At 52.2% G+C, this 21972-nt stretch carries 26 protein-coding genes and 1 pseudogene; 23 read left to right on the plus strand and 4 right to left on the minus strand.

The window, feature by feature from the left end; genetic code table 11:
- Positions 1–215: 215 nt before the first annotated feature.
- The 6 genes from F384_RS16705 to F384_RS16730 are packed head-to-tail and all read left to right on the plus strand — an operon-like array spanning position 216 to position 6000.
- On the plus strand, positions 216–1100 hold the full coding sequence (locus F384_RS16705; RefSeq protein ID WP_046487349.1) for a ParA family protein: 885 nt from the start codon (positions 216–218) through the stop codon (positions 1098–1100).
- Complete coding sequence (locus F384_RS16710) at positions 1097–1471, plus strand: hypothetical protein (RefSeq protein ID WP_046487352.1); 375 nt, start codon at positions 1097–1099, stop codon at positions 1469–1471. Before F384_RS16705 ends, F384_RS16710 begins: the two co-directional genes overlap by 4 nt.
- Entirely contained in the window at positions 1464–2819 is a 1356-nt protein-coding gene (gene dnaB / locus F384_RS16715; protein WP_046498314.1) for a replicative DNA helicase, read from the plus strand. The genes F384_RS16710 and dnaB overlap by 8 nt, the downstream gene beginning before the upstream one ends.
- Positions 2816–4306, plus strand: coding sequence for a ParB family protein (locus F384_RS16720; protein WP_046487353.1), 1491 nt, complete (start codon positions 2816–2818; stop codon positions 4304–4306). Before dnaB ends, F384_RS16720 begins: the two co-directional genes overlap by 4 nt.
- Complete coding sequence (locus F384_RS16725) at positions 4290–4829, plus strand: DUF2857 domain-containing protein (protein WP_046487356.1); 540 nt, start codon at positions 4290–4292, stop codon at positions 4827–4829. Before F384_RS16720 ends, F384_RS16725 begins: the two co-directional genes overlap by 17 nt.
- A 19-nt stretch (positions 4830–4848) precedes the next feature.
- On the plus strand, positions 4849–6000 hold the full coding sequence (locus F384_RS16730; RefSeq protein WP_046487359.1) for an STY4528 family pathogenicity island replication protein: 1152 nt from the start codon (positions 4849–4851) through the stop codon (positions 5998–6000).
- A 103-nt stretch (positions 6001–6103) separates the two neighbouring features.
- On the opposite strand, the gene F384_RS16735 is transcribed toward F384_RS16730, so the two are convergent.
- Together F384_RS16735 and F384_RS16740 are read right to left on the minus strand one after the other, a co-directional pair.
- Complete coding sequence (locus F384_RS16735) at positions 6104–7381, minus strand: type II toxin-antitoxin system HipA family toxin (RefSeq protein ID WP_046498318.1); 1278 nt, start codon at positions 7379–7381, stop codon at positions 6104–6106.
- Entirely contained in the window at positions 7371–7709 is a 339-nt protein-coding gene (locus F384_RS16740; protein WP_046487361.1) for a helix-turn-helix transcriptional regulator, read from the minus strand. Before F384_RS16740 ends, F384_RS16735 begins: the two co-directional genes overlap by 11 nt.
- 630 nt (positions 7710–8339) lie before the next feature.
- Here F384_RS16740 and F384_RS16745 point away from each other — a divergent pair.
- The 4 genes and pseudogenes from F384_RS16745 to F384_RS16760 all read left to right on the plus strand — a co-directional run bounded on the left by F384_RS16745 (position 8340) and on the right by F384_RS16760 (position 11978).
- Positions 8340–9637, plus strand: a pseudogene (locus F384_RS16745) (Fic family protein).
- A gap of 311 nt (positions 9638–9948) precedes the next feature.
- Positions 9949–10545 carry a hypothetical protein gene (locus F384_RS16750; RefSeq protein ID WP_046487364.1) on the plus strand — a complete coding sequence of 199 codons (597 nt, stop codon included), beginning with the start codon at positions 9949–9951 and terminating at the stop codon, positions 10543–10545.
- 232 nt (positions 10546–10777) lie between these two features.
- Positions 10778–11482: a PFL_4669 family integrating conjugative element protein gene (locus tag F384_RS16755; protein WP_046487366.1), complete on the plus strand. Its 705-nt coding sequence runs from the start codon at positions 10778–10780 to the stop codon at positions 11480–11482.
- Positions 11475–11978: a DUF3158 family protein gene (locus tag F384_RS16760; protein ID WP_046487369.1), complete on the plus strand. Its 504-nt coding sequence runs from the start codon at positions 11475–11477 to the stop codon at positions 11976–11978. The genes F384_RS16755 and F384_RS16760 overlap by 8 nt, the downstream gene beginning before the upstream one ends.
- 132 nt (positions 11979–12110) lie before the next feature.
- On the opposite strand, the gene F384_RS16765 is transcribed toward F384_RS16760, so the two are convergent.
- Positions 12111–12311 (minus strand): hypothetical protein, encoded by a 201-nt coding sequence (locus F384_RS16765; RefSeq protein WP_046487372.1) that lies wholly within the window; start codon positions 12309–12311, stop codon positions 12111–12113.
- A gap of 244 nt (positions 12312–12555) precedes the next feature.
- Here F384_RS16765 and F384_RS16770 point away from each other — a divergent pair, with 244 nt between their 5' ends.
- From F384_RS16770 to F384_RS16815, 10 genes are all read left to right on the plus strand, one after another.
- Positions 12556–12972 (plus strand): STY4534 family ICE replication protein, encoded by a 417-nt coding sequence (locus tag F384_RS16770; protein WP_046487374.1) that lies wholly within the window; start codon positions 12556–12558, stop codon positions 12970–12972.
- Positions 12973–13362: 390 nt separating this feature from the next.
- Positions 13363–14490: a porin gene (locus F384_RS16775; protein WP_046487377.1), complete on the plus strand. Its 1128-nt coding sequence runs from the start codon at positions 13363–13365 to the stop codon at positions 14488–14490.
- A 175-nt stretch (positions 14491–14665) separates the two neighbouring features.
- The gene (locus F384_RS16780; RefSeq protein ID WP_046487379.1) at positions 14666–15130 is read left to right on the plus strand and encodes a PilL N-terminal domain-containing protein; all 465 of its coding nucleotides are present in this window, start codon (positions 14666–14668) and stop codon (positions 15128–15130) included.
- The gene (locus F384_RS16785) at positions 15123–15728 is read left to right on the plus strand and encodes a hypothetical protein (RefSeq protein ID WP_046487381.1); all 606 of its coding nucleotides are present in this window, start codon (positions 15123–15125) and stop codon (positions 15726–15728) included. Before F384_RS16780 ends, F384_RS16785 begins: the two co-directional genes overlap by 8 nt.
- 6 nt (positions 15729–15734) lie before the next feature.
- Complete coding sequence (locus tag F384_RS16790; RefSeq protein WP_046487383.1) at positions 15735–16388, plus strand: TIGR03759 family integrating conjugative element protein; 654 nt, start codon at positions 15735–15737, stop codon at positions 16386–16388.
- Positions 16364–16897 carry a transglycosylase SLT domain-containing protein gene (locus F384_RS16795; RefSeq protein WP_046487386.1) on the plus strand — a complete coding sequence of 178 codons (534 nt, stop codon included), beginning with the start codon at positions 16364–16366 and terminating at the stop codon, positions 16895–16897. The genes F384_RS16790 and F384_RS16795 overlap by 25 nt, the downstream gene beginning before the upstream one ends.
- On the plus strand, positions 16894–17301 hold the full coding sequence (locus F384_RS16800; RefSeq protein WP_052746952.1) for an integrating conjugative element protein: 408 nt from the start codon (positions 16894–16896) through the stop codon (positions 17299–17301). Before F384_RS16795 ends, F384_RS16800 begins: the two co-directional genes overlap by 4 nt.
- Entirely contained in the window at positions 17298–19349 is a 2052-nt protein-coding gene (gene traD / locus F384_RS16805; protein WP_046487389.1) for a type IV conjugative transfer system coupling protein TraD, read from the plus strand. The genes F384_RS16800 and traD overlap by 4 nt, the downstream gene beginning before the upstream one ends.
- Positions 19312–19578 (plus strand): hypothetical protein, encoded by a 267-nt coding sequence (locus F384_RS29110; RefSeq protein ID WP_080949966.1) that lies wholly within the window; start codon positions 19312–19314, stop codon positions 19576–19578. The genes traD and F384_RS29110 overlap by 38 nt, the downstream gene beginning before the upstream one ends.
- Entirely contained in the window at positions 19578–20258 is a 681-nt protein-coding gene (locus tag F384_RS16815) for a TIGR03747 family integrating conjugative element membrane protein (protein ID WP_046487391.1), read from the plus strand. The genes F384_RS29110 and F384_RS16815 overlap by 1 nt, the downstream gene beginning before the upstream one ends.
- Positions 20259–20277: 19 nt before the next feature.
- Here the strand turns inward: F384_RS16815 and F384_RS16820 are convergent, their stop codons facing one another.
- Positions 20278–20940 carry a hypothetical protein gene (locus tag F384_RS16820; protein ID WP_046487395.1) on the minus strand — a complete coding sequence of 221 codons (663 nt, stop codon included), beginning with the start codon at positions 20938–20940 and terminating at the stop codon, positions 20278–20280.
- Between the two features lie 143 nt (positions 20941–21083).
- On the opposite strand from F384_RS16820, the gene F384_RS16825 reads away from it, so the two are divergent.
- Genes F384_RS16825 through F384_RS16835 form a run of 3 tightly spaced genes read left to right on the plus strand, consistent with a single transcriptional unit; the run spans position 21084 to position 21969 of the window.
- On the plus strand, positions 21084–21395 hold the full coding sequence (locus F384_RS16825) for an RAQPRD family integrative conjugative element protein (protein ID WP_046487398.1): 312 nt from the start codon (positions 21084–21086) through the stop codon (positions 21393–21395).
- Positions 21392–21625 carry a TIGR03758 family integrating conjugative element protein gene (locus F384_RS16830; protein WP_046487401.1) on the plus strand — a complete coding sequence of 78 codons (234 nt, stop codon included), beginning with the start codon at positions 21392–21394 and terminating at the stop codon, positions 21623–21625. The genes F384_RS16825 and F384_RS16830 overlap by 4 nt, the downstream gene beginning before the upstream one ends.
- 17 nt (positions 21626–21642) lie before the next feature.
- Positions 21643–21969 carry a TIGR03745 family integrating conjugative element membrane protein gene (locus F384_RS16835; RefSeq protein ID WP_046487404.1) on the plus strand — a complete coding sequence of 109 codons (327 nt, stop codon included), beginning with the start codon at positions 21643–21645 and terminating at the stop codon, positions 21967–21969.
- Positions 21970–21972: the final 3 nt, after the last annotated feature.

Raw genomic sequence — 21972 nt, forward strand, 5'->3', positions numbered from 1 at the left:
GAGGAAAGCCTTGCGGATACTGGATTTCAGGCACAAAAAAAGACGTCCGTTGACGTCTATTGATGTTCCGATGGTGCGAAGGCCGGACTCGAACCGGCACGTATTTCTACGGTTGATTTTGAATCAAAGAACACCTGGTAATTAAATCTCCAAAAATCAGCGTTTTCGCGTTCCGACAGTAAGACCTTTTTCAAATAACGAAAAAGGCACTGGTTATGAAAAACGCACAGACACAAGCTCTACCCACGCTCATCGCCGCGATTCTTTCTACCAAAGGCGGTGTGGCAAAAACGACCGATACGGCCAATCTTGGCGGCTACCTGGCCGATCAGGGATTAAAAATCCTGATGATTGACGCCGATATCCGGCAGCCCACACTCAGCAGCTATTACCCTCTCGATAACGAAGCCCCCGGCGGGATTTACGAGCTTATAGCGCAAAATGAGCTGGATCCAGACATCATCATCTCGCACACCGCCGTTCCCAATCTGGATATCATTATCTCCAACGATCCTCGTGGTGAACTGATGAGCCTACTTCAGGCTGCGCCGGATGGCGTGATCCGCCTGCGCCATCTGGTTCGTCAGATCCCTGGCTATGACATCATCCTGATCGACACCATCGGCGCACGTACCATCGCGCTGGAAATGGTTCTACTGGCGAGCGATCTCATTATCTCCCCGGTTCTGCCGGAGATGCTTTCCGCACGCGAGTTTCTGCGCGGCACGCTGCAAATGTATCAGGATCTCCAGCCCTTTACTCGCTATGGCATTCCTCTGCCGCCATTAAAAGCCGTTATTAACAAGCTCGATCACACCAACGACGCCCGCGAAATCCATCACAACCTGCTTCAGGTTTTACGTCATAAGCTGAAAGAACAGGAACTGCTGGTACCCACTGAAATCCTGATGACGCCCGTTTATGCCAGTGTGGCCTACCGCCGTGCGGCATCGCTGGGACTACCGGTACACCGGCTGGATAACTCGCGATCCAGAGGGAGAATAACGCCTTGCGCAGCAGAAACCATGAAGATGCTGGCCGAAGAGTTGTTCCCGCAGTTTCTCGCCTTGCCACATAGAAAAGTGGAGGGCATCGCATGAAACGGAAAATCTGGCGAGCATTCTGCTCGTATTACGCGCAGTCCCCTTTTGAAAAGGACGATGAAGCGATCGTTTTCTTCGAGGCCGCTGACCGGGAGGAAGCTCGGGAAACGCTACCGGTTTTAATGTCGCTACTCTGGCATATCCCGCCGGAAAAAGTGGACTGCTACAACCTTGAAGATGAAGACGAACTGCGTGATAAAGCTGGTTTGCTAACCGCCCCCAGAGACTGGCCGCTGTTTGAAATCGGCTGGTCTAAAAACCGTCCACTCTATTCCAGCGATTTACCGCTATTACTGCTTCCGCCTCATCAGCAAAGCCGTTTATGGAATGCCTTTCTGGCCTGTCAGGAGGGCAATCATGATGAGTAAGCGCAAACGCCAGCAGCCCCCTCATTCTGTTGAAGCTGAACAATCGGTACTCGGTGGGCTGATGCTGGATAACGGTCGTTGGGATGATGTCGCTACGCAAATTTCCGCACAGGACTTTTTCATCTCTGCGCACCGCACCATCTACACCCACATGCAGACGCTGGTTGAGCAGGGTAAACCTATCGACCTGATCACGTTAAGTGAATCGCTGGAACAACAGGATTATCTCGCTCAGGTGGGCGGCTTTGCCTACCTGGCAGAGCTATCGAAAAACACGCCGAGCGCGGCAAATATCGGCCCCTACGCGGAATACATCGCCAGCTACGGCGAACTGCGTCAGCTTCTGTTGCTGGGCAATGAGTTAACTGAAATGGCAGGGCATACACGTAGCAATGTAGCCAATGTACTGGCTTTCGCCGAACAAAAGCTGTTTGCGATCGCCCAATCGCATCAGGATGGCGGCCTGATTGACATCAATGACTGTTTTGACCATGTTCTGGCTGGTATCGCTCAGCGCTACGAGGCCGAACGGGGCACTCTCAGCGGCACGCCTTCCGGATTGGAACAACTGGATGCGCTAACCTGCGGTTTCCAGCCTGCCGATCTGATCATCGCTGCCGCTCGCCCCGCCGTTGGGAAAACGGCATTTGCTCTGACGTTGTGCGTGAATGCGCTGATGCTACGTCCCGCGAAGCCGGTGCAAATTTACAGTATGGAAATGTCGGCAGAACAGCTACTGCTCCGGCTGGTATCCCTGCTCGGGCGCGTCTCGCAAACCCGGCTGCGTAGCGGCGATCTGAGCGATGACGACTGGCAGCGGATTGGTACCAGCGCCACCATCCTGATGAAAGAGTGGAAAGATCGTTTACTGCTCGATGATTCTGGGATCCTTACCCCATCTCTGTTGCGCAGCCGGGCAAGACGATCGCTGCGCCAGTTCGGTTCCCCGTCGCTGATCGTTGTCGATTATCTGCAGCTGATGCGCAGCGGTGGTGAGGAAAACCGTAACCAGGAGATCTCTACCATCTCCCGCTCACTGAAAGCCCTGGCGAAGGAACTGAATTGCCCGGTACTGGCACTGTCGCAGCTTAACCGGGCGCTGGAATCACGCCTTAATAAGCGCCCCTGCAACGCCGATCTGCGCGATTCGGGCTCTATCGAACAGGATGCCGACGTCATCTTATTTCTCTACCGCGACGAACTGTACGATCCGAACACGCTGGATCGCGGCATTGCCGAAGTCATTGTCAGCAAACAGCGCAACGGCCCGGTAGGTACGGTGCGCACACGCTTTATCAGCGCTCAGACCCGCTTTGAATCACTCAGCCAGCAGGGAGCGGCATTATGAACAGTAAACTCACCTCACCGGAACTCCAGTCACGCCTGTTACAGGGCAATTTTGGCAAGGAAAGAGCACCTGATGAGCGTTTTGCCGATCCACAAATAGAAACCTCGATGATCGTCACGCTGGAACAGCTTCACCCTTATGATCTCAACCCCCGGCTGATGCGTAACCCCAGCTATGACGACATTAAGGCGTCGATCCGGCAGCGCGGGCTGGACACGCCGCCGCCGATCACTCGTCGTCCAGGTCAGGACTGGTTCATCATCGCCAACGGCGGCAATACCCGCCTGTCGATCCTCAATGAGCTGTGGCGTGAAACGCATGATGAACGGTTCTGGCGCATTCAGTGCCTGTACAAACCGTGGGGTGGCACTCCGGAGCAGCCAGTGCTGGGCGAACTGCGCTGCCTGATAGGTCATCTGGCGGAAAACGATCTGCATGGAAAGCTGAGTTTTATTGAACGGGCGCTGGGGATCAATAAAGCGCGTGAACTGTATCAGCAGGTAGAAGAATGCGAACTTTCGCAGCGCGAACTGGCAGAACATCTAAGGAATGACGGCTATCCCATCAATCAGTCGCATATCAGCCGGATGGAACAAGCACTGGAATACCTGTTGCCCTGCATCCCTGAAGTGTTATACGCCGGAATGGGCCGCCCTCAGGTCGAAAAGCTGTTATCACTACGCTCAGCGGCATTGCAGCGCTGGCAGCGTCATACTGGCGATGACGGAAATAACGAAAACTTCGATGACCTCTTCTCCTCCGCGCTGTCGCTGTTTAATGAACAGCCTGAAGCCTTTGTGGTTGAGCAGGTGCAGGATGAGTTGCTGGGTCTGATGAGTCAGGCGCTTAATGTTGATTACAACCTGTTATTGCTGGATGTCGATCCTTCTGAACAAAAACGCCAGGCGGTGCTTGGCCCCACACCAGAACCGCCACCTTACGTACCACCGGAGGAACCTGAACCGCGCCCTGCCCTACGCAGACGTAAACCAGAGCCGGAAGGTGAAAATAATGGGTCGCCAGCCTCCGTACCTGAGCGAGATGAAGGATCCGCGCATTTATGTGAAGGCAATGAACCGGTCACGGATATCTGGCGCATCTCATCACTATTTGACACCGTGGAATCCTTACAGGCGATAAGCGATCGCCTGGCGTGGGATCTGGCGGAATGCTACGCCATCGATGACCTGATCATCCGGGACGATGATGAAAAAGGGATCGGTTACCAGCTCAGAGCAATTACGTCTGACCATCCCATGTATTCCCGACCGCAGCCCCGCGCCTGCCAGGCGCTACTGACGGCACTAAGCGATCGTCCGTTAACGGATGAACAATCGGCATCGTTGACACCAGCCCTCTTTTTTCAGCGTGAACAGGATGATTTTTTCTTTAGCGATCTTTTTCTTATCAAAGCATTCCGGCTAATCCGTATAGTCCGCCGGATCAGAGAATTGCAGCAGGAGGCTCGCCATGATGCCGACAATTAATCAGGCTGTTTTATCTCAGGTTATTCAGGAGTTGAAGGACGGCAACGTGCGCTATTGCGAAGCGCTGGGCTTCGACCGCGACGAGCTGAACGAACTGAACACTCTGACATTTGAAGAGCTGATGCATCTGGGGAATACCTCGGCGCAGTTTTTGAAAATTACCATTAACCATGATGTTCTGCGCAAAATGCTGGTCCAGGTGCGCCAGGAGCAGAAATTTCAGCAGTTTGTTGGTCAGGCTGTTCAACTGGGGGGGTCTATCGCCTTAATCAGCCACTATTTCGGTATTTCGACTGCTGAAATCAGCGCTCGCCGTCGGCTGATGGGGATCCATATCCGTCAGGGACGAAATCAGGCACCGGATGAAGCGGAAGAAGCCGCCCTGTGGAAGCGATGGCAGGAAATCAAAGTGGATAACCTGGATTCTACGCAGGCGCTGGAAGCCATGATGCAACTGGCTCAGGAACGCTCGCTCTCGTTAACTGTGGTCTGGAATCTCATCCGCCAGTGGGAAAAAAGTTGAAGAACCAATGGGGAACATCATGACACCGTATATCCAGGCGCTTATCAATACCACCGGCGACAAACTTCAGCAACGGATGCTCAAGGATCCAACAACAGCCTCTGACAGCCTGCTGTTTATGGGCAATCAGCATGACACGGTGCCTCGCCGTTTATTGCAGGATCCGTTGTTATCTCCCAGAGACAAATTCGCCTGGCAGGTGATCCGAATGCAGGCACAGGAAAACGGTGGTGCGGTGTTCCCCTCTTACAGTGAATTGCAGGTGCAGTTGTCAAACCGCCCGCTGGATGAAAAAGCCTCACGCAGCACTGTCAGCCGGGCGCTGCTGATGCTGAGACTGACGCGCTGGCTCAGCCTGTGCCACAAGGCGCGGGATCGCGTTTCCGGGAGGATTATGGGCAATATCTACGCCCTGCACGATGAGCCGCTGACCGTGCTGGACGCTCTGCGATTTGATGCCAGCTATCTTCACTTGCTGGATCAGTGTTCACGATATGAAAACAAGACCATCCGCGCCACCGCGCAAAGCATTTTGTACGACGTTCGCCAGGACACCAGCCTGCGCTATTTATCGTCGCGCATAGATCTGCTGGAAGAACGCGCTCGCTGGCAACAGCGCCAGTCCTCTGAGAAGACTAAGCCCGAAACGCCCGGTCTCAATGTGGTACCGGGTGAAATTCGGCCTGGTACCGAATCGGGACTAAGCCGAAAACCGGGGCCTGACGGCCTGGTCTCAGATCAGGACCCGGCCTCTGTACGTACAGTACTTACAGATAATGGTAATAGTACTACCCCGCGCGCGAACGACTCGCCACCATGTTGGCCACCAGAAATCCCGCTGACGCAGCCCGAAAAACAGCTTGTTTTGCAGGCGATGCAGAACCTGCCACCCGCATTGCGCCAGGACGTGCTTGATGATGCAGCCCGGCGTGTCTCCCGTGGCGGCGTGCAAAACCCGCTTGCTTATCTGCTGGCAACGCTCCGAAAAGCACAGAGTGGCGAGTTTAATCAGTATCGGCGGGATAAACCTGTGGTGTCGGAGTTTGTACCGCCTGTGGTTTCAGAGCCGGAAGTACCAGCAGAACCGCGTAAAAAACGGGATATCAGTAAGTTGGTAGCGGAGATCCGGCGCAGTGTCTGGGGAAGAGTTGATGTCAGTGTCATCACATAGATAGCTATCAATACAGCGCAAATTAATAGACATTATAGTGATGCCACTGGCATCACATATACACCTATTGATCATCTTACAATCAATAGGTAACAGCGACAAATCAACGTAATTGCATAATCTCTTCTGGTGTACCTTCAAAAATAAACGGATTAAGGAACACTCGTCCCCATAAAAATTTGCGATCCACTTCGCTCAATGAAGCCGCATTGCATATCTCCTCCCAGTTCTCATGAACCGTCCGGATGCAGTGTGTGATAATTTCAATGGCTTCCTGTTCGCTCAGCAGAAATTTGGCAGCCGCTGACAGGCAAACCGCGAGATTACTCATTCGGTTTTCACCCATAATCAGCATTGCCTGCGTTGCTTCATTCCCGGAACGGCCCTGGGGACAAATATCATAAGCAGGCGTCAGGCACAGTTTTTCACCGTCCCAAAATGCTGCATGGTTCCTGGCGTGATCATCCGTGTTACCACAAATAATATTAAAAGCCAGACGCCCGAACAGTTCCCGTAATGTTTCTTTAGGCGCATCGAAGCGCTGGCGAATTATATCCGTCAAATCCTCATAACTCGCATATCTTGCCATCATCTCATCAAGGCCAAAGATAGTCAGCGCAGAGACCATCAGACGGCGCTGCCATCCTGCATCACTTCGAATACGATCAAAGCGCTCAATAAGAATGACGTCTTTACCTGCGGTATGACGATAGAGAACAGGCGCAACGTTCAACCCGGCACACGCAGCCAGTCGCATAGCGACATATTCAGCTTTAACGACATTATAGGTGTCTGTGGAGGAAGAAAATTTTGCGATAAATTTATGCTCACCGGATTCTATCATTGCCTTTGGTCGCGCTCCCCCCAGTGAACTCCCATGAAATAGTGCTTGTTCAAGCTCCGGAGTTAACGGTACGCCACTTTCAACCATTGATGCTGCCTGCATCAATTCTTCAAGAGATGCACTTTGAGACGCGCGCGGTACATACTCCGTAGCGGACCGCTGGAAGTCGAGCCCCCCAATTCTGTCTGAGCCAGACTCAAGCAAATAGGTCAGTTCGTCCAGCCTGTCAGGGTCAGCATCCCTTCCCTGGGCGCCCATTAGTCGATTAAGGATAACCCGGCGTCCCCAAGCATCCGGGGCCGCATCACGTAATGCACTGGCCTGCTGTAGCCCTGGTGCGGGAAAAATTGCGCCCTGGGATAGCGGGAGTTCCGGCTCATAGACAGGGATCGCATCTTCCCGTTCCAGATAACTGCGCCCGTAGTTGAAAATGAATCTGTTGTCATCGCGGGTTAATGCACCTGCGACAATCGGTTTAGTTGCACCAGGCAACCAGATCCATACATATGCCCGGTCGGGACGGTTATCAGAAGTCATCATCTATCACCTTCCTGGAGTGATGCACTGAGCGCGGCATCAGTGATAAGGTTTTCTCAACGTTCGCGGTATGTAACGTCATAGATACATGGTCAGGTGTAAAAAGCGGAACACCTACTATGGTAGCCAGTTCAAATACCGCGCCAATTGCACACCCCATGTCTCCTTCTTCAGCACGATAAACGAGTCCACGAGATACACCAGCACGTTCCGCCAGCTCTTCAACGGTGAGTTTGCGTTCAATACGCGCCGTACGAAGCATCAACCCCAACAGCCGTGCAGCATCACGGCTGTAGCGGGAGTAAGTTCGAGTGGATGGTTTTGCCATTACACACCTCTTTGTTCCATAAATAGAGCATTTCATGTAAGTATATCCTTTTTATAGAACAATCGAAATCATTTGCTTCAGTACCCCATTCGATTTGTTCCATAAACAGATTCTTAACTTACACTACGCTCCATTAATGGAACACGTCGCTTGATGCCAGCTATTGAGTATCGCAACTGGCATCAGGCGTCTGATATTAGCTAACAGCTAAACAAATACACTTCCCGACGTGTTCCAGAACAGACGGCGGTGGTGGCGACACAGTTGAAGAGGTTGCTGGATTCCTGCTCATATGTTTATAAAAACCGGTCTTATCGACATATATGCAGCCTATAACCTCTTCACCCACACAACAAAAGGACACTTAAAAGTGCCTCTTGAATAGGCAATAGATTGATGCCAGTGGCATCAAAATTTTCATCAAACAGTCTTCCCGCCTGCGTTTTCGCTTTCCCAATGCTCATAACCCCTCACGCCATTACTCTGCGCTGGAATTAACGCTGGGTTGGAACGCTTTACCAAGCGTCGTGTTTTAACCAAGAACAATCTATCTCAAAAATAATAAATATTGAGGTAGTTATGAATGATGATCTATACTATCTCAAATTCATAAAATTTTGAGATAGTTAAATGCCAATCAAAAGACCTCCAGCACTTGTTCCGTTTTCCCAACTCACCGGAGCGGATCTGGAAGCCCACCAGCACTACAGCCGCGTGACGGACGATAAAGGCCGCTATCTTCCGTTTGACGAATTTTGCCGCCGCACAGCCAGGGGAGAAAATGTCTCTATCGCCTGGACGCTTACGCGGCGAGCGCGTGACTCAGCCATGCAACGGATCAATTATCGCAACGAAGCAGACGAGCAGGCTGGTTTCGTTCTCACACCTAACATCATGTCAGTGTGTGAGCAGGTGGATAAATATGCCACAAGGCTGGCGCTTAAAGAGCTTACCGCCAGGCTTCGGGGGCGGGTAAAGAATTAACGGCACTGAGCATGGAAGAACCGATCACCTCATCACAGTTGGAAGGCGCGAACACTACCACGCTTGTGGCGCGAAACATGCTGGAAAGTGGTAGAGCACCCCGCACCGAAGATGAACACATGATCGCCGGCAATGCGCGGTTGATGGCCGAGATCCCGGAACTTATCCAGGAGCCATTAACGCCAGACCTGATCCGCCGCTTCCATGCAGTTGGAATGGGCGGGATAAACGACGACAAATACCGTCCTGGCGAATTTCGCGATACTAATGATGTCGTGATCGCCGACTATGACGGTAACATTGTCCACCAGCCACCCACTGCCGCCAACCTGCCGGAACGCTTGCAAATGGTGTGTGATTTTGTGAATAGCACTGAACCCTATGTTCACCCGCTGGTAAAGGCCTGTATTCTTCACTTCATGATCGCCCACGAACACCCTTTCAGAGACGGTAACGGGCGTACAAGTCGTGGGCTGTTTTACTGGTACATGCTGAAATCAGAGTATGATGTGTTTAAATACGTGTCGATCAGTCAGTTGCTGCATGCCGCTCCGGCTAAATATGCCCATAGTTACCAGTACACTGAAACCGATGGCATGGATCTGACCTACTACCTTGAATATCAGACCAGTATTATCCATCGGGCAATGACAAGGCTCTTACGGCATGTAGACGAGCTGGTTACGCGTGCTGCCCAAATTGACCATTTTTTGTATAAATCTGGCATCCTATCCCGGCTAACCGGACGGCAAGTCACACTACTCAACATCATTCTGGCAGAGCCTGATAGGAAATATTCCGCAGCAGGCATAGCTGAGGCGCTGGGTGTGTCGGATAACACTGCGCGTAATGATCTGCGTACCCTGGTGCGTGAAAATCTCTTAACCGAGATATCAGAAAACGGCCAGAAAACAGTTTACAAGGTATCCCGCGATCTGAGCTAACGCCAACAAATATCATATCAAAACCTATCAATCGGCCAATAGACAAGAGAGTGATGTCAGTGGCATCACCCTCTTGCCATTTCGCGCTAAAAACTGTTTTCCTCATATACATAACCGTCTGTTAGACACTCCAGAATTCCCACATTCCCGCTCAGTCACTACCGGGAATGTGGGATTAAATTGCAGTTTCTGAAATTTCATTTCTCGTAGTGATGAAAAATAACTGCCAACGATTTATTATCATTGTCTTCACCGTTGAAAAGTAAGAATATCCAATCAGGAATTAAGGATAAAATAAAGGAGATAAAATCATGCCGGGAGTAGATTCAATTGGGAAAGCATTAATCATCTTGTTGGAAACTTTTTTGGGAAATCGAAGAAACGTTAAGGAGGCACATCAAAATCTGTTAGATGAATATAATAAAGAAAATCATAACCTTCGATTGATAGAGTACTGGTTCTGCACGTTTACCGGATGGAAATATGCAAAATATCGCGATATTTGCTTCATAATGAACTCGTCAGATCCTTCAAAAATGCTTTACCTGGCAAGGGGGATTAACTACATAGCGCGTACTGTAGATTTTTTTGATAACGGTGAGTGCAGGTTAACGGATAAATACAATGCAAAGGGAGGCAGAACATTTACGTTCCTGGTTATATGTTTTTGCATCATCACCTGTGTTTTAATCGGCTTTTTAACGTCATCCATCCTGTTTTTAATAGCACATCATGGAAACTCACTACTCGTAACACAAAACATTATCATCATAATATTTTGTGCGTTATTCATTCCAGCTTTTATATTTTTCATTCACGCGGTAATAACGGAATTTTTCGCTTTTGAAAAAGCAGCCATATTTACTAAATCCTACAATGACGAAAGAGAGGCATCAAATAATAACTAGCAGTATAAAAGCATTGCCTATCGATTAGCAAATAATTGATAGGCAACAGCCTGATGCCACTGGCATCACATCAATACCTATCAATTCACCATCAACCGATAGGCAAAAGGGTGATGCCAGTGGCATCAAAACCCCTTCCAGAAATCTTCCCGACCGCGTTTTTGTTTTCCCGTTGCCCACAAAACCTCACGCCGCCACTCTTCGCATACCCTCACCCGCACAGGAAACACAGATGTCGGACTACACCTTCAACATGGGTCCCCTGCGCAGTGCGATCCAAATTCAGCTTCATACCCATAACGCGACCCGTTTATGGACCGGGCGTCGGGCGACGGAAAACGGCCCCGCCCCCATTATCGGCATGCCGCGTTTTATCGAGATCCTCAATCAGATCCGTATTGCGACAGAACATGATGATCCCTACGCTGACCTGTGGATGCTGCGCATGGAAGAGAAACTGATACATTCACGCAAAACCATGCACATGATGCTGGAGCAGGCAGAATCATTGTTCAGCAAACTCCCGGACAGCATCAACATTGAAAGCTGCCTCAACGTGCAGCCTGCCCGTTTCCCGCTTTTTATCAATGCTCCGCTGGCGTACCTGGGCATCTATTTGCTGACTGATTTCGACCAGCTCGCCCGTCAGCTTCTGCTGGCCGCACATATCGCCGTCATATCCCGCCGGGAAATGCACCACCGGTTAAACAATGCCGCGTCAGTGATCCGCAGCACGTTCAGTCTGGCGCAGAAATTTCGCGGTTCGGAACTGACCCGTAAAGACTTCACTGAAGATACACCGCAGGCCAGAGCAGTCATCGAACGTCTGGGCGTACTACCGGAAGCAATACTGAACGGCCAACTGCGTTCGTCGTACTCACCGCCGCTATCAACCACCACACGAATCACCAGCACCGGAGACAACCACGATGAATAATCCCACTACCGGTTATCTGCCGCTGGCTGATGAAGACTATAAAATGATGGCTTACATCTCCTCCCTAAAAGGCCTTTTAAAACCTTTTAAGGGTAAGGGGGAGTTTGAGCTGCTGGAGAACAATGCCCGGCAAGTGCGGGAGATGATGGAGCCACTGATGCGACAACTGATCCAGAGCGCAAAGAATTATCCCGTCCGGCAGCTTCCGTTGATCTTCACCATCGGTCCGGCACCTTCCGGCGCAAATTTTCTGCGCTGGCGTAACCAGCAAAATAATAAGACCGGCACCCCGGCATTTTGCCACCTGATAGGCGATCCAAAAGTTCCACGACGAGCCAGAGACACGCTACTGGAAATTGAGAGGGACCGTATCGTATTCAATATGCAGATGTCGGTACTGACGTTTATTATCCGCCAGGCGCGAGAATGTCAGGAAAAAATGGAACAGGTGGAGAAGCTACACCGGGGGCAGCATCCTCCAGAGGAAAATGATTAACGCAGGGTTCTGTTTTTCCCGCGACGTGCGATGCCATCATGGTTAACATTCACCCGCACTCTCTCCCAACAGCGTGATTTGTTTTGCTGATTCGCGCCGTGACGGATGCCATGCCTTCACGCAAAACAGACTTTACACCTTTTTCAGCACCACTCCGGACGGATAGCCAGACGCAACCGTCTCGCTATCCGCCCGGACCTTCTGCATTTTTCCGGCGCCCACCGGATAACAACGGGATCCGTTTGTGCGCAAGCGCCAGTTATTGCGATTCACACTGCACTCAGGAATCGCGCGTGATTTCACGCGGGCAGTGATAACTTCAGCCCGCTGCACCTGAACACCTCCGCGCGGAATACGCTATTTAAGGTGCAGCAAACAGAATATCGCCTCGCCATTTCTTCTCGCCTTCGCTTAAATCGCCGTTGCTTATCCGGTAGCCGGAACCTGCTCAAGCTACCCGTCGCAAGGCGTTGGTTCCAATTCCTTTTAATTGCGCAGCATCACCCCAGCGCATCCCTTTTACCCCGATGCACTCTGCATATCACCAGCGCCGCGTTCAGCTACGCGGGAGGATCCTATGAACGAGAAAACCTATTTCAATCTTTATACCAGCGGTCTGGGCTACGTTAACCGTGTTCGCACCGTTACGCCAAAACGTGGTGAGCCCTTTTTATGCTGTGATATTGCGGCACTATGCGGGGCGGCCGATGCCGTGGAGTATGTCCGCTTTGACTGTAAAGTCACCGGCAACGAGGCGCGTAAACTGATTGCCCGCTGTGAGCAGGCCGTTAATGAAAAGCGCAAGGTGCTGATTCACTTCCGGTTGGGCGACTTATACATCGATATGTTCACCTACAGCAAAGGCGATCGTAAAGGCGAAACGGGCGTCAGCCTGAAAGCCCGGTTGCTTTATATTGGTCTGGTTAAAATCGACGGTGAAATCGTCTGGCAGGCCAGCAATCAGGAAGAAGAACCTCACACTGATGCAGCCTGATTCTTCACCATGACGCCCTTACGGGCGTCATTACCGTAAACCCTCATCAGCCGTAAAACAATTTCACCTGTTACATCCTGCCAGTCGCCGTATGCTCGCAGCCGGGTTAATTGAATTATTAACTGTGCGGGGATACAGGGAAACGTATATCAACTCATTCTGCCCCCTCTTACCCTGATCGTGAACATTGATGGAACCGTACCGCTATTTCTGCGGGAGACAGCGTCTTATCAAATAGAAAACGATAAAGGGGACTCACCATGAACAGAAAACACCGTCCTTTCTGATGCCTGCTCTCTGCTCTGTATTTCAGTGGCCTGCCGGGAGGTATTACCTATTTATCTGCAATCCTCCCCCGGACTCATAAATTAATGCGTTAATGGAATACTCATGATGAAAAAAGTAATCACGACTCTTGCTCTGGCATCAGTCATTTATTCAGGTTGTGCTGCGGCGGCTGTTATTTATGATAAGGACGATAATAAGATCGAGCTTAAAGGCTCATTGCGTCTGATGATGGATGGCAGCACCGCCAGATCGCGTGAAGACGGGACGAATCAATATAAACTTGACGATGAAGCTTCACGCATTGGGTTTCTTTTTGAACGAAAAATTGATGAAAAACTCAAAGCGCTGGTGTATTACGAATGGGGAAACGACACTCAGGCAACGGAAGGAAAAGACGATTTCAATTTAACCAATCGCCAGTCGTATGGCGGCATTCACTATGATGGTTTTGGCGAGTTTGATTTCGGACGTGTGACGGTGCCGTTCGATGCGGTTCATCAGTCTGATTTCACTTATGAATACGCGAACAATGGCCCTCTGTACTACGCTGATAAAAAGACTAAGCGGGTTGCCGGTGGCGATAACAACTACATCAAACGCATTTCCAATACCCTTAAATATACCAGCGATAAATATAATGGCGTCTGGTTTGGCGCATCCTATACCTTACAGGATGAAACCGCCGTCAATGATATCGATTACGCCTGGTCATCGGCCATTTTCTACGACACACCATTTAATCTTTACCTGCGGGCAGGCTATGCCCAACAAAAAAGTAATGGCTCGACCGACGCTAATATGGAATCAGGTTATTTCGATATCCCCGCATCCAAAGAAGATACCTGGGGCCTGAGTGCAAAGTATCTAATTCCGGTCTGGAACCTGTCATTTGCTGTCGATTATGGTGGTGAAACCATCGAAAATTGCAATATGGGAGAAACCGAAAACTACACGCCTTACGGTGGAACCACACACGCCAAACTTTTCGGGGCAGGAACCAAATGGAGCTTTAATGACAAGCAGTCGGTCTATGCCATGTGGGCCATTCGGGACGGCGATGCTGCTGCCGATAATTATCAGGAAACCCGAACCGTATTAGGCACCGATTATAAATTTAATCCATCATTTCTTCTCTGGCTGGAATACAGCCACCAGAGCAATCTTTCAGATATTGAGGACGACATCAGCACCGATGATAAATCTGCACTCGGGCTACGTTATTACTTCTGATTTATGACGATATAAAACTGCCAGAGCCGCTGAATAATCCTTGTCTTGATTTTTGCCAGTGACTTTTTTGGCCTGCCATGCAGGCCCTTTTTTTGAGAGCAGAAACAGAATTGTTGATTGTTTATTTCCCTGCCATTACGCACTCTCAGGCGATATTTCAACAGGTATAACGATCATGGCGCGGATAATCGGATTTCTGATGACAATACTGATGCTGTGCGGTTGCATAACGCCCAGGCAGCCCGCCACTCTGCCGCCACAACCCAAAACGCCACCCACCCCGGAAGTGGTGCGTTACGATCGCTATCTGCTGATTAACACCCGTCCGGATGAAGCCCAGCGCAATCCGCTGCACCAGATTATCAACATCAGCCTCCCGCCAAATCTGAAACTCACCGTGGGCGATGCATTTATCTGGCTGCTAAAACAGAGTGGCTACCGGCTTTGCAGCAATGACCGTCCAACAGAGTTTCTGGCAGGTAAACCGCTGCCGCTCTCGCAATATCGGCTCGGTCCGCTACGACTGGAAGACGCAATGAACATACTGGCAGGGCCAGGCTGGCAAACGCAGACCGATACGCTTAACCGTGAAATCTGTTTTCGCCTGGACACGCCGGGCACAGGAGCCAGCCATGGGTAAACGTCGGACTTATCTGGTTGCAGCCTGCATTCTGGTGCTGATAGCCGCAGCGACATTCTGGCTCGTCAGCCACCTGAACCACCTGGCGCTGGTACAACAACAAACACAACACCAGATAGCGCAGTTGCGCGACCTGTCACAGCAACATAACGATGACGGCGAGCTTCAGGCCGCAGTGAAAAATATCAACACGCGCACCGAAACCCTGACCCGGCAACTTACTGATGCCTGCGCAGAACAAGAGCAGAAATTCAAATCACTCAACGAACAACTCAGCGCCCAGGAAAACCGCATCCAGACCCTGAGTAGCGATTATCAACACCTGCAGCAACAGTTCGCCACGCGCAGCCGCGCCACGGCCAAAGCCCACTCACCACGCCCCAGGGCCGCAACGGCCCCTTTTTCCCTGATGGGAACAGAATTTCGTGCCGGGCAGCCGTTCGCCGTGATTGCGCCTCCCGGTTATCACTCGTTTGCACAACTGCAACTTGTGGCTCCCGGTGACAATGTGCAGGGCTGGCAATTGCAACAACTGGACGGAGGCCATGCCACCTTCAGTAAAAACGGCCAGCGCCTGACGCTCAATAGCGGAGGATAGACACCAGTGCGCAGATATATATTGGCTCTTTTAGCTCTGCCCACCGCAATCTGTGCCAGCCCGCAGCAAACCCATATTGAAGAGCAAAACATTACCCACACACAGGCACAGCAGTGGGGGTTAACCGACACTGAATGGCAGCATTACCAGCAACTGCATCAGGGTGAGCGTGGCCTCTGGTCGCCGGGACTCGATCCCCTCACCACGCTGGGCGTTGAAGCCAACAACGATACCGAACGCCAGCGCTATGCAGAACTACTGGCCCGTAAGGAGCATCAACGTGTAGAAAAAGAGCTGGCGTTTCAGCGGGCTTACAATTCAGCCTGGAAACAACTTTACCCATCGCTGACGCCCGTTCGTAGCATCAGCCAGCCACGGCTGGCGCTGTTCGTCAGTGAACAATGCCCGGCCTGCGAGACGCTGGCGCAAAAACTCATCAATAACGACAGGGCGCTGGATATCTGGCTGGTCAACAGCCATAACGATGATGCCAACCTGCAACGCTGGGCACAGCGCCAGCATATTGATATGCGCAAGGTCGAACGCCGACAGATTACGCTTAACCATGATGGTGGCCGCTGGCAACGCATGGGTGGCACCTCGCTGCCGTTGCTGCTGGAACAACAGGGGGAGCAATGGCATCCCGTTGTTGCACCCTGATAGGCGGTATCTGGTTCAGCGGTTATGTCTTCGCCGTTCCACCGTTATATGAGCAAATTGCAAAGCAGCAGCAGGTTCCGGCAGAACTACTCTACGCCGTGGCCCGCACCGAAAGCGGCACCCGACTGCCGCAAGGGCTGCATCCGTGGCCATGGACGCTTAATGTCGCCGGAACTGGCTACCGCTATGTCAGCCAGGAGGCGGCCTGTCGGGCATTAATGGATTTCGCCCACAGCCGCAGTCTGAAACACATCGATGCCGGGCTGGGACAGATAAACCTCGGCTGGAACGGCCAGTGGTTTGGCTCCCTGTGTGCCAGCTTCGATCCGTCTGTCAACCTCACCGTTACTGCCCTGCTGTTGCGCCAGTACTACAATGCCGCGCCCGGAAGCTGGCTGGATGCCGCCGCCCGCTATCACCATCCTGCCGGAGGCAAACCCGCAGCCGACTACCGTCAAAAAATCAGCCTGCAAATCCGCTTACTCTCCCGGTCAGGAACATCGCCATGAAATATCTGGGTCTGGTCATATTACTGTACAGTGCCACGGTTTCTGCCACGCCGTCAGTTCCCATGCTGGCGCTCGATGAGTCCCGTTTACTGCCGGTTGTCACCCATGCCCTTCATCCGGGCCAGCAGCCCCGACTGGCGCTTAGCCTGCCGGGCATGACGCCGCTGTTTTTGATGGGTGACGATCCGCAATCCACAGAATGGCTGCGCCAGCAGCGTGAAACCTTAAAGACCCTGAAAGCGACCGGACTGGTGATCAACGTCGCTACACTGGCGCGGCTGAATGCGCTTCGTGCCATCGCCCCGGAACTGACACTGCTGCCCGTCAGCGCCGATGACATGGCGAAACACCTGCCGATCAGCGCTTATCCGGTGCTAATCACCGACAAGGGGCTGGCGCAATGAGCAGTTCAGCGCGGCTGGATTTTATCCTGCGCCCGGCGGTGGAGCTTTACAGCGCCAGCGCAGCCCTGCTGGCCGCACTGCTTTGCGCGGTTGAGCCACAGGCTTTGCTGCTTTCCCCATCCGCTGGCGGACTGCTGGCAATCTCACTGCTTGCGCTGAGCTTTTTACGGCTGCGGCAGGGATTACGCATCCTGCGCTTTCGCCACCGCGTGCGTCATCTTCCGCTCTGGACACTCCCGGCCAGCCGCATCCCTCTGCTACCCGACGCCTTGTTTCTCGGGCGCGGCTTTCGCTGGCTGCCCACGCATACCCAGCGGCTGTATCTGTGCCGTCTGCCGCAATGTGAACACTGGCTACGAACGAGCGGCTCTTCTGCCAGCGGCGGTGATCCATTGCTGCACGGCGTGGAGCTGCGTGAAGGACCTGTCACGCTGCCGCTGCGCGACCGTCCGGGGCATACGCTGGTGCTTGGCACTACCCGTGTCGGTAAAACCCGGCTGGCAGAACTGTTGATCGCCCAGGATATTCACCGTGGCGATACGGTGATCGTTTTCGACCCGAAGGGTGATGCTGACCTGCTGCGCCGAGTCTGGGCAGAGGCACACCGCAGCGGGCGGGAAAGCGTCTTTTGGTTATTTCATCTCGGCTGGCCGGAGATCTCCGCTCGCTACAATGCTGTAGGGCGTTTTGGCCGTATCTCGGAAGTGGCCAGCCGCATCGCCGGGCAACTCTCCACCGAAGGCAATTCCGCCGCCTTCCGCGAGTTCGCCTGGCGCTTCGTCAACATCATCACCCGCGCCCTGGTGGCGCTGGGCCAGCGCCCGGACTATGCCCGTATCGCCCGTCACGTCATCAACATCGACGAACTGTTCATCGACTACGCCCGCGTCTTTCTGCCGGGCTATGACCGTCAGGCATGGGACAACGTGGTCCGTATTGCCGGTGGCATCACCGAAAAAAACACTCCGCGCAACCTTCAGGGGCGAGACAGCTATGTTGTCGCGCTGGAGCAGTATCTCACTACCATCAGATTGCATGATCCGATCCTCGACGGCCTGCGCTCTGCCGTTCGCTACGATAAAACCTATTTCGATAAAATCGTTGCCTCACTGCTGCCGCTACTGGAAAAACTGACCACCGGGAAAATCGCCCAGTTGCTGGCCCCGGACTATGGCGACCTCAACGATCCACGCCCGGTATTTGACTGGCAACAGGCCATCCGTCAACGGGCGATTGTCTACGTTGGACTGGACGCGCTGTCTGACACGGAAATTGCTGCCGCTGTCGGCAACTCAATGTTTGCCGATCTGGTCAGCGTCGCCGGGCATATCTACAAACACGGCGTAATGGACGGTTTACCGCAGACGGAAGAGAAAGCGGCCATCAATCTGCACTGCGACGAGTTCAGCGAATTGATGGGCGATGAGTTTATCCCCCTTATTAATAAAGGCGGCGGCGCAGGCATACAGGTCACAGCCTACACCCAGACACTCTCCGATATCGAAGCCCATATCGGCGACCGCGCCAAAGCGGGTCAGGTGGTCGGCAACTTCAACAGTCTGATCATGATGCGGGTACGGGAAACCGCCACCGCCGAACTGCTGACCAAACAACTGCCGCAGGTGAATGTGCTCAGCAACAGCGTCAGTTCCGGCGTCACCGACAGCGCCGACGCCCAGGGGGGTATTCGTTTTTCCAGCAACACGCAGGATCGGGTGAACAGCGAGCAGGTGCCGTTGCTGGAACCTGCGTCACTGGTTCAACTGCCGAAGGGCCAGGCGTTCGCCCTACTGGAAGGCGGGCAGATCTGGAAACTACGCATTCCTCTGCCGGATACTGTTCATGACCCACTGATGCCGGAAAACATCGCCCAAATCACCCGCTACATGGAAAACCAATATGGTAATGCCCCCGTGTGGTGGAAGCGCCCTGCAGAGGTTGCAACAGAAAAAAATGACCTTATTACATGGCTGAATGACAGCTGCACGCAATCAACGGAGGAAACCACTGATGACACCCCGGACCCGCCGACAGCTCGTGAGCGTTGAAGTGATATGTCCTGCCCAGACGCTACCGCTTCCTCTGCAACAGGCGGTGGATGCACTGACACAGGGAGAAACGCCCGACCAGATTATCGCCCGGATGAATTTGCAGGGCTTTCAGGCATGGCGCGAAGATATGCCACCGCAGGATGACCACGATATTTTTCAGATACGGCTCGATGAAGCCCATCAGGCACGCTTCCTCTGCCGCTACGTCACCCTACCACTGCACTGATGCCTGAACATTCACCCCCCCCAGTACGCCGTCCCGGCCTTCTCGGCTGGATCGCATTACTGCCCGGTATGCTGGCCGGTTTTTTCCTCGGCGCATGGGTGCTGGCGATTGTACTGGAATGGCTGGGGGATGCGTTTTTCTGGCGGAACGCCTGCGCCAGCCACAGTGAACAGGTATTGCAGGCGACATGGCAATGGTGGAAAGCGTTTGCTGGCGCACCAGTGTGGCTGGTGCATGATCTGACGCTTATCGGCGATACGTTGCAGCAAGGGATTGCAGTGCTGGTTCATTCGCTCAACGAGCAACGTGGGATGTTCTGCACGGAAACCGTCACTGCAGTGATCCGCTGCGCATTACTGTCTGCAGCCAACGTCACCCTCACCTTTCTGCTGCGGCTGGCAATTCTGTTGCAGGCGCTGTCGCTGTTTGTGCTCACCGTTACCATTGGCCTTATCGACGGGCTGGTCAGGCGCGACTTACGACGATTCGGCGCAGGCCATGAGTCCGGGTTTGTGTATCACCATGCCAGACGTATGATTTCATCCTGCTTGATAGCAACGGGACTAATGTGGCTGGCGGCGCCTATTTTTCTTGTACCAGAGTATGTGTTGATACCAGGAGCTATTCTGATTGGGCTAGCGGTATCGGTGTCGAGTGGGGCTTTCAAAAAGTATATATGATCGCCCCCTCATCAATAAATCATTCAGATGGGTTATTATATTGGGCCTGTAGTAGATTATTTAATAACTTACATTCCTCAGGGCGGGGAATCAACTTCGCAAAAGCAATAAAGAACAGGAACAAAATTGCAGCAACAAAGTATAATACTAAGTGCCCCCAAACAGGAATTTGCTCATGCCTGTATATAGACAGAACCAAAGACAAAACAGCAAGTAATAAAAACTGCAATGAGAACCAGCCATAAATGGCGTTCTCAACCCAAAAAGAGAATCCTTTCTTAAATATAAGAGTTCCTTTTTCAATCATTAAAAAGGACTTGAATTTCTTGAAAAAGTCAACCGGTATTGAATCCCTATTTTCTACTAATAGCGGCAAAATAATTTTTTGTCTGCCAACATCCGCAATACCCGTCATGCGATACCCAATTATCCTTGTAATTTCATCTTCTACACAAATGTTGACCTCATCCGATAGTTTGTGACTATCCAATAAATGCTGCAATTCATTTAATTTAGAGTTCCTGACCTCATTAACAAATTCGATAATTCCTCGTATTTTCCAGATAACAAGAGCCAATGGTCCTGCAATAAAAATAAAGAGAAGAATTTGTTTTATCTGCAATGCTCCACTTGCCACAGCAGCAGTGATCCATCCATTCACGATATCCAGTATTTTATCCATAACCTATCCCCAAAAATTGAAACTGTATATGAGGATAAAACAGCACAACATAAACCTGGTAATCGTATTTTCAATTTCAGGCTGAAATCCACTTGCTGAAGGCTCATGGTACTCAACAAACCTGAGCCAATAAAAAGCAGCTTATGCAAGTAATCACGACACTTTTCGTCAGCCTTTTGATAGCCTGTCCGGTCTTCGCCGCCCCCCTCACCGAGCGCGAAGAGCTAACCCTGTCTCTCAACCAACTTAGCCAAATAGAAGCCTCGCTCCAGCGTGCGCAGCAAAGCGCCAGAACCAGCATCAACGAGCGGTACTACTTCGATTACCCGCGTATCCACGCAGATATCACCACCCTGCGTAGCGGGATTACACATTACCTGACACCCGTCCGCGCCCAGCCACGCGACATGACAGCGCTGGCCGGGCAGTACCGTGAAGAGAAAACCACGCCATGACCCCTGAACAAATCAGCGCCTTCCAGGCCGCCAGCCTTGTGAAGCCCGATGCTGTCAGCTTGGCGATGCTCGGCCTGTTCAGCGCGTTCCTGCTGCTTTGGGTGGCCTGGGCGTTGAATGATGCTTACCGGGGCGTGGCAACTGCGCGGATAACCTGGCGGGCGCTGGGCAGTATCGGCGGGAGAACCATCTTACTGCTGCTGGTCAGTTTCTGGCTGGTACTGAGCTAGTCGCTTCAGGAGGTGAAATGAAAAAGCGCATTATCAAAGGGTTGCTGTGGTTCCCCGCTCTGCCTGCATACGCCGATCTACCGGAAATGGAAGATCCCTCACGCGGTCAGGGAGACGGTATTATGGAAACGCTGCAAAACTATGGCTATGACATTGTGATCCTGATGACGCTGGGCATCTGCGCCGTGGGTTTTCTGGTCGTCGCCAACAACTGCATCTCCACCTATTCCGAAATCCAGACCGGGCGCAAGCAGTGGAAGGATTTAGGCTCGATGGCGGGCGTCGGCGCGGTATTGCTGGTGATCACTATCTGGTTGCTCAACCAGGCCTCGGACATCCTGTAAATC

The sequence above is a fragment of the Citrobacter amalonaticus Y19 genome, assembly GCF_000981805.1.
In the GTDB taxonomy this organism is placed as follows: domain Bacteria; phylum Pseudomonadota; class Gammaproteobacteria; order Enterobacterales; family Enterobacteriaceae; genus Citrobacter_A; species Citrobacter_A amalonaticus_C.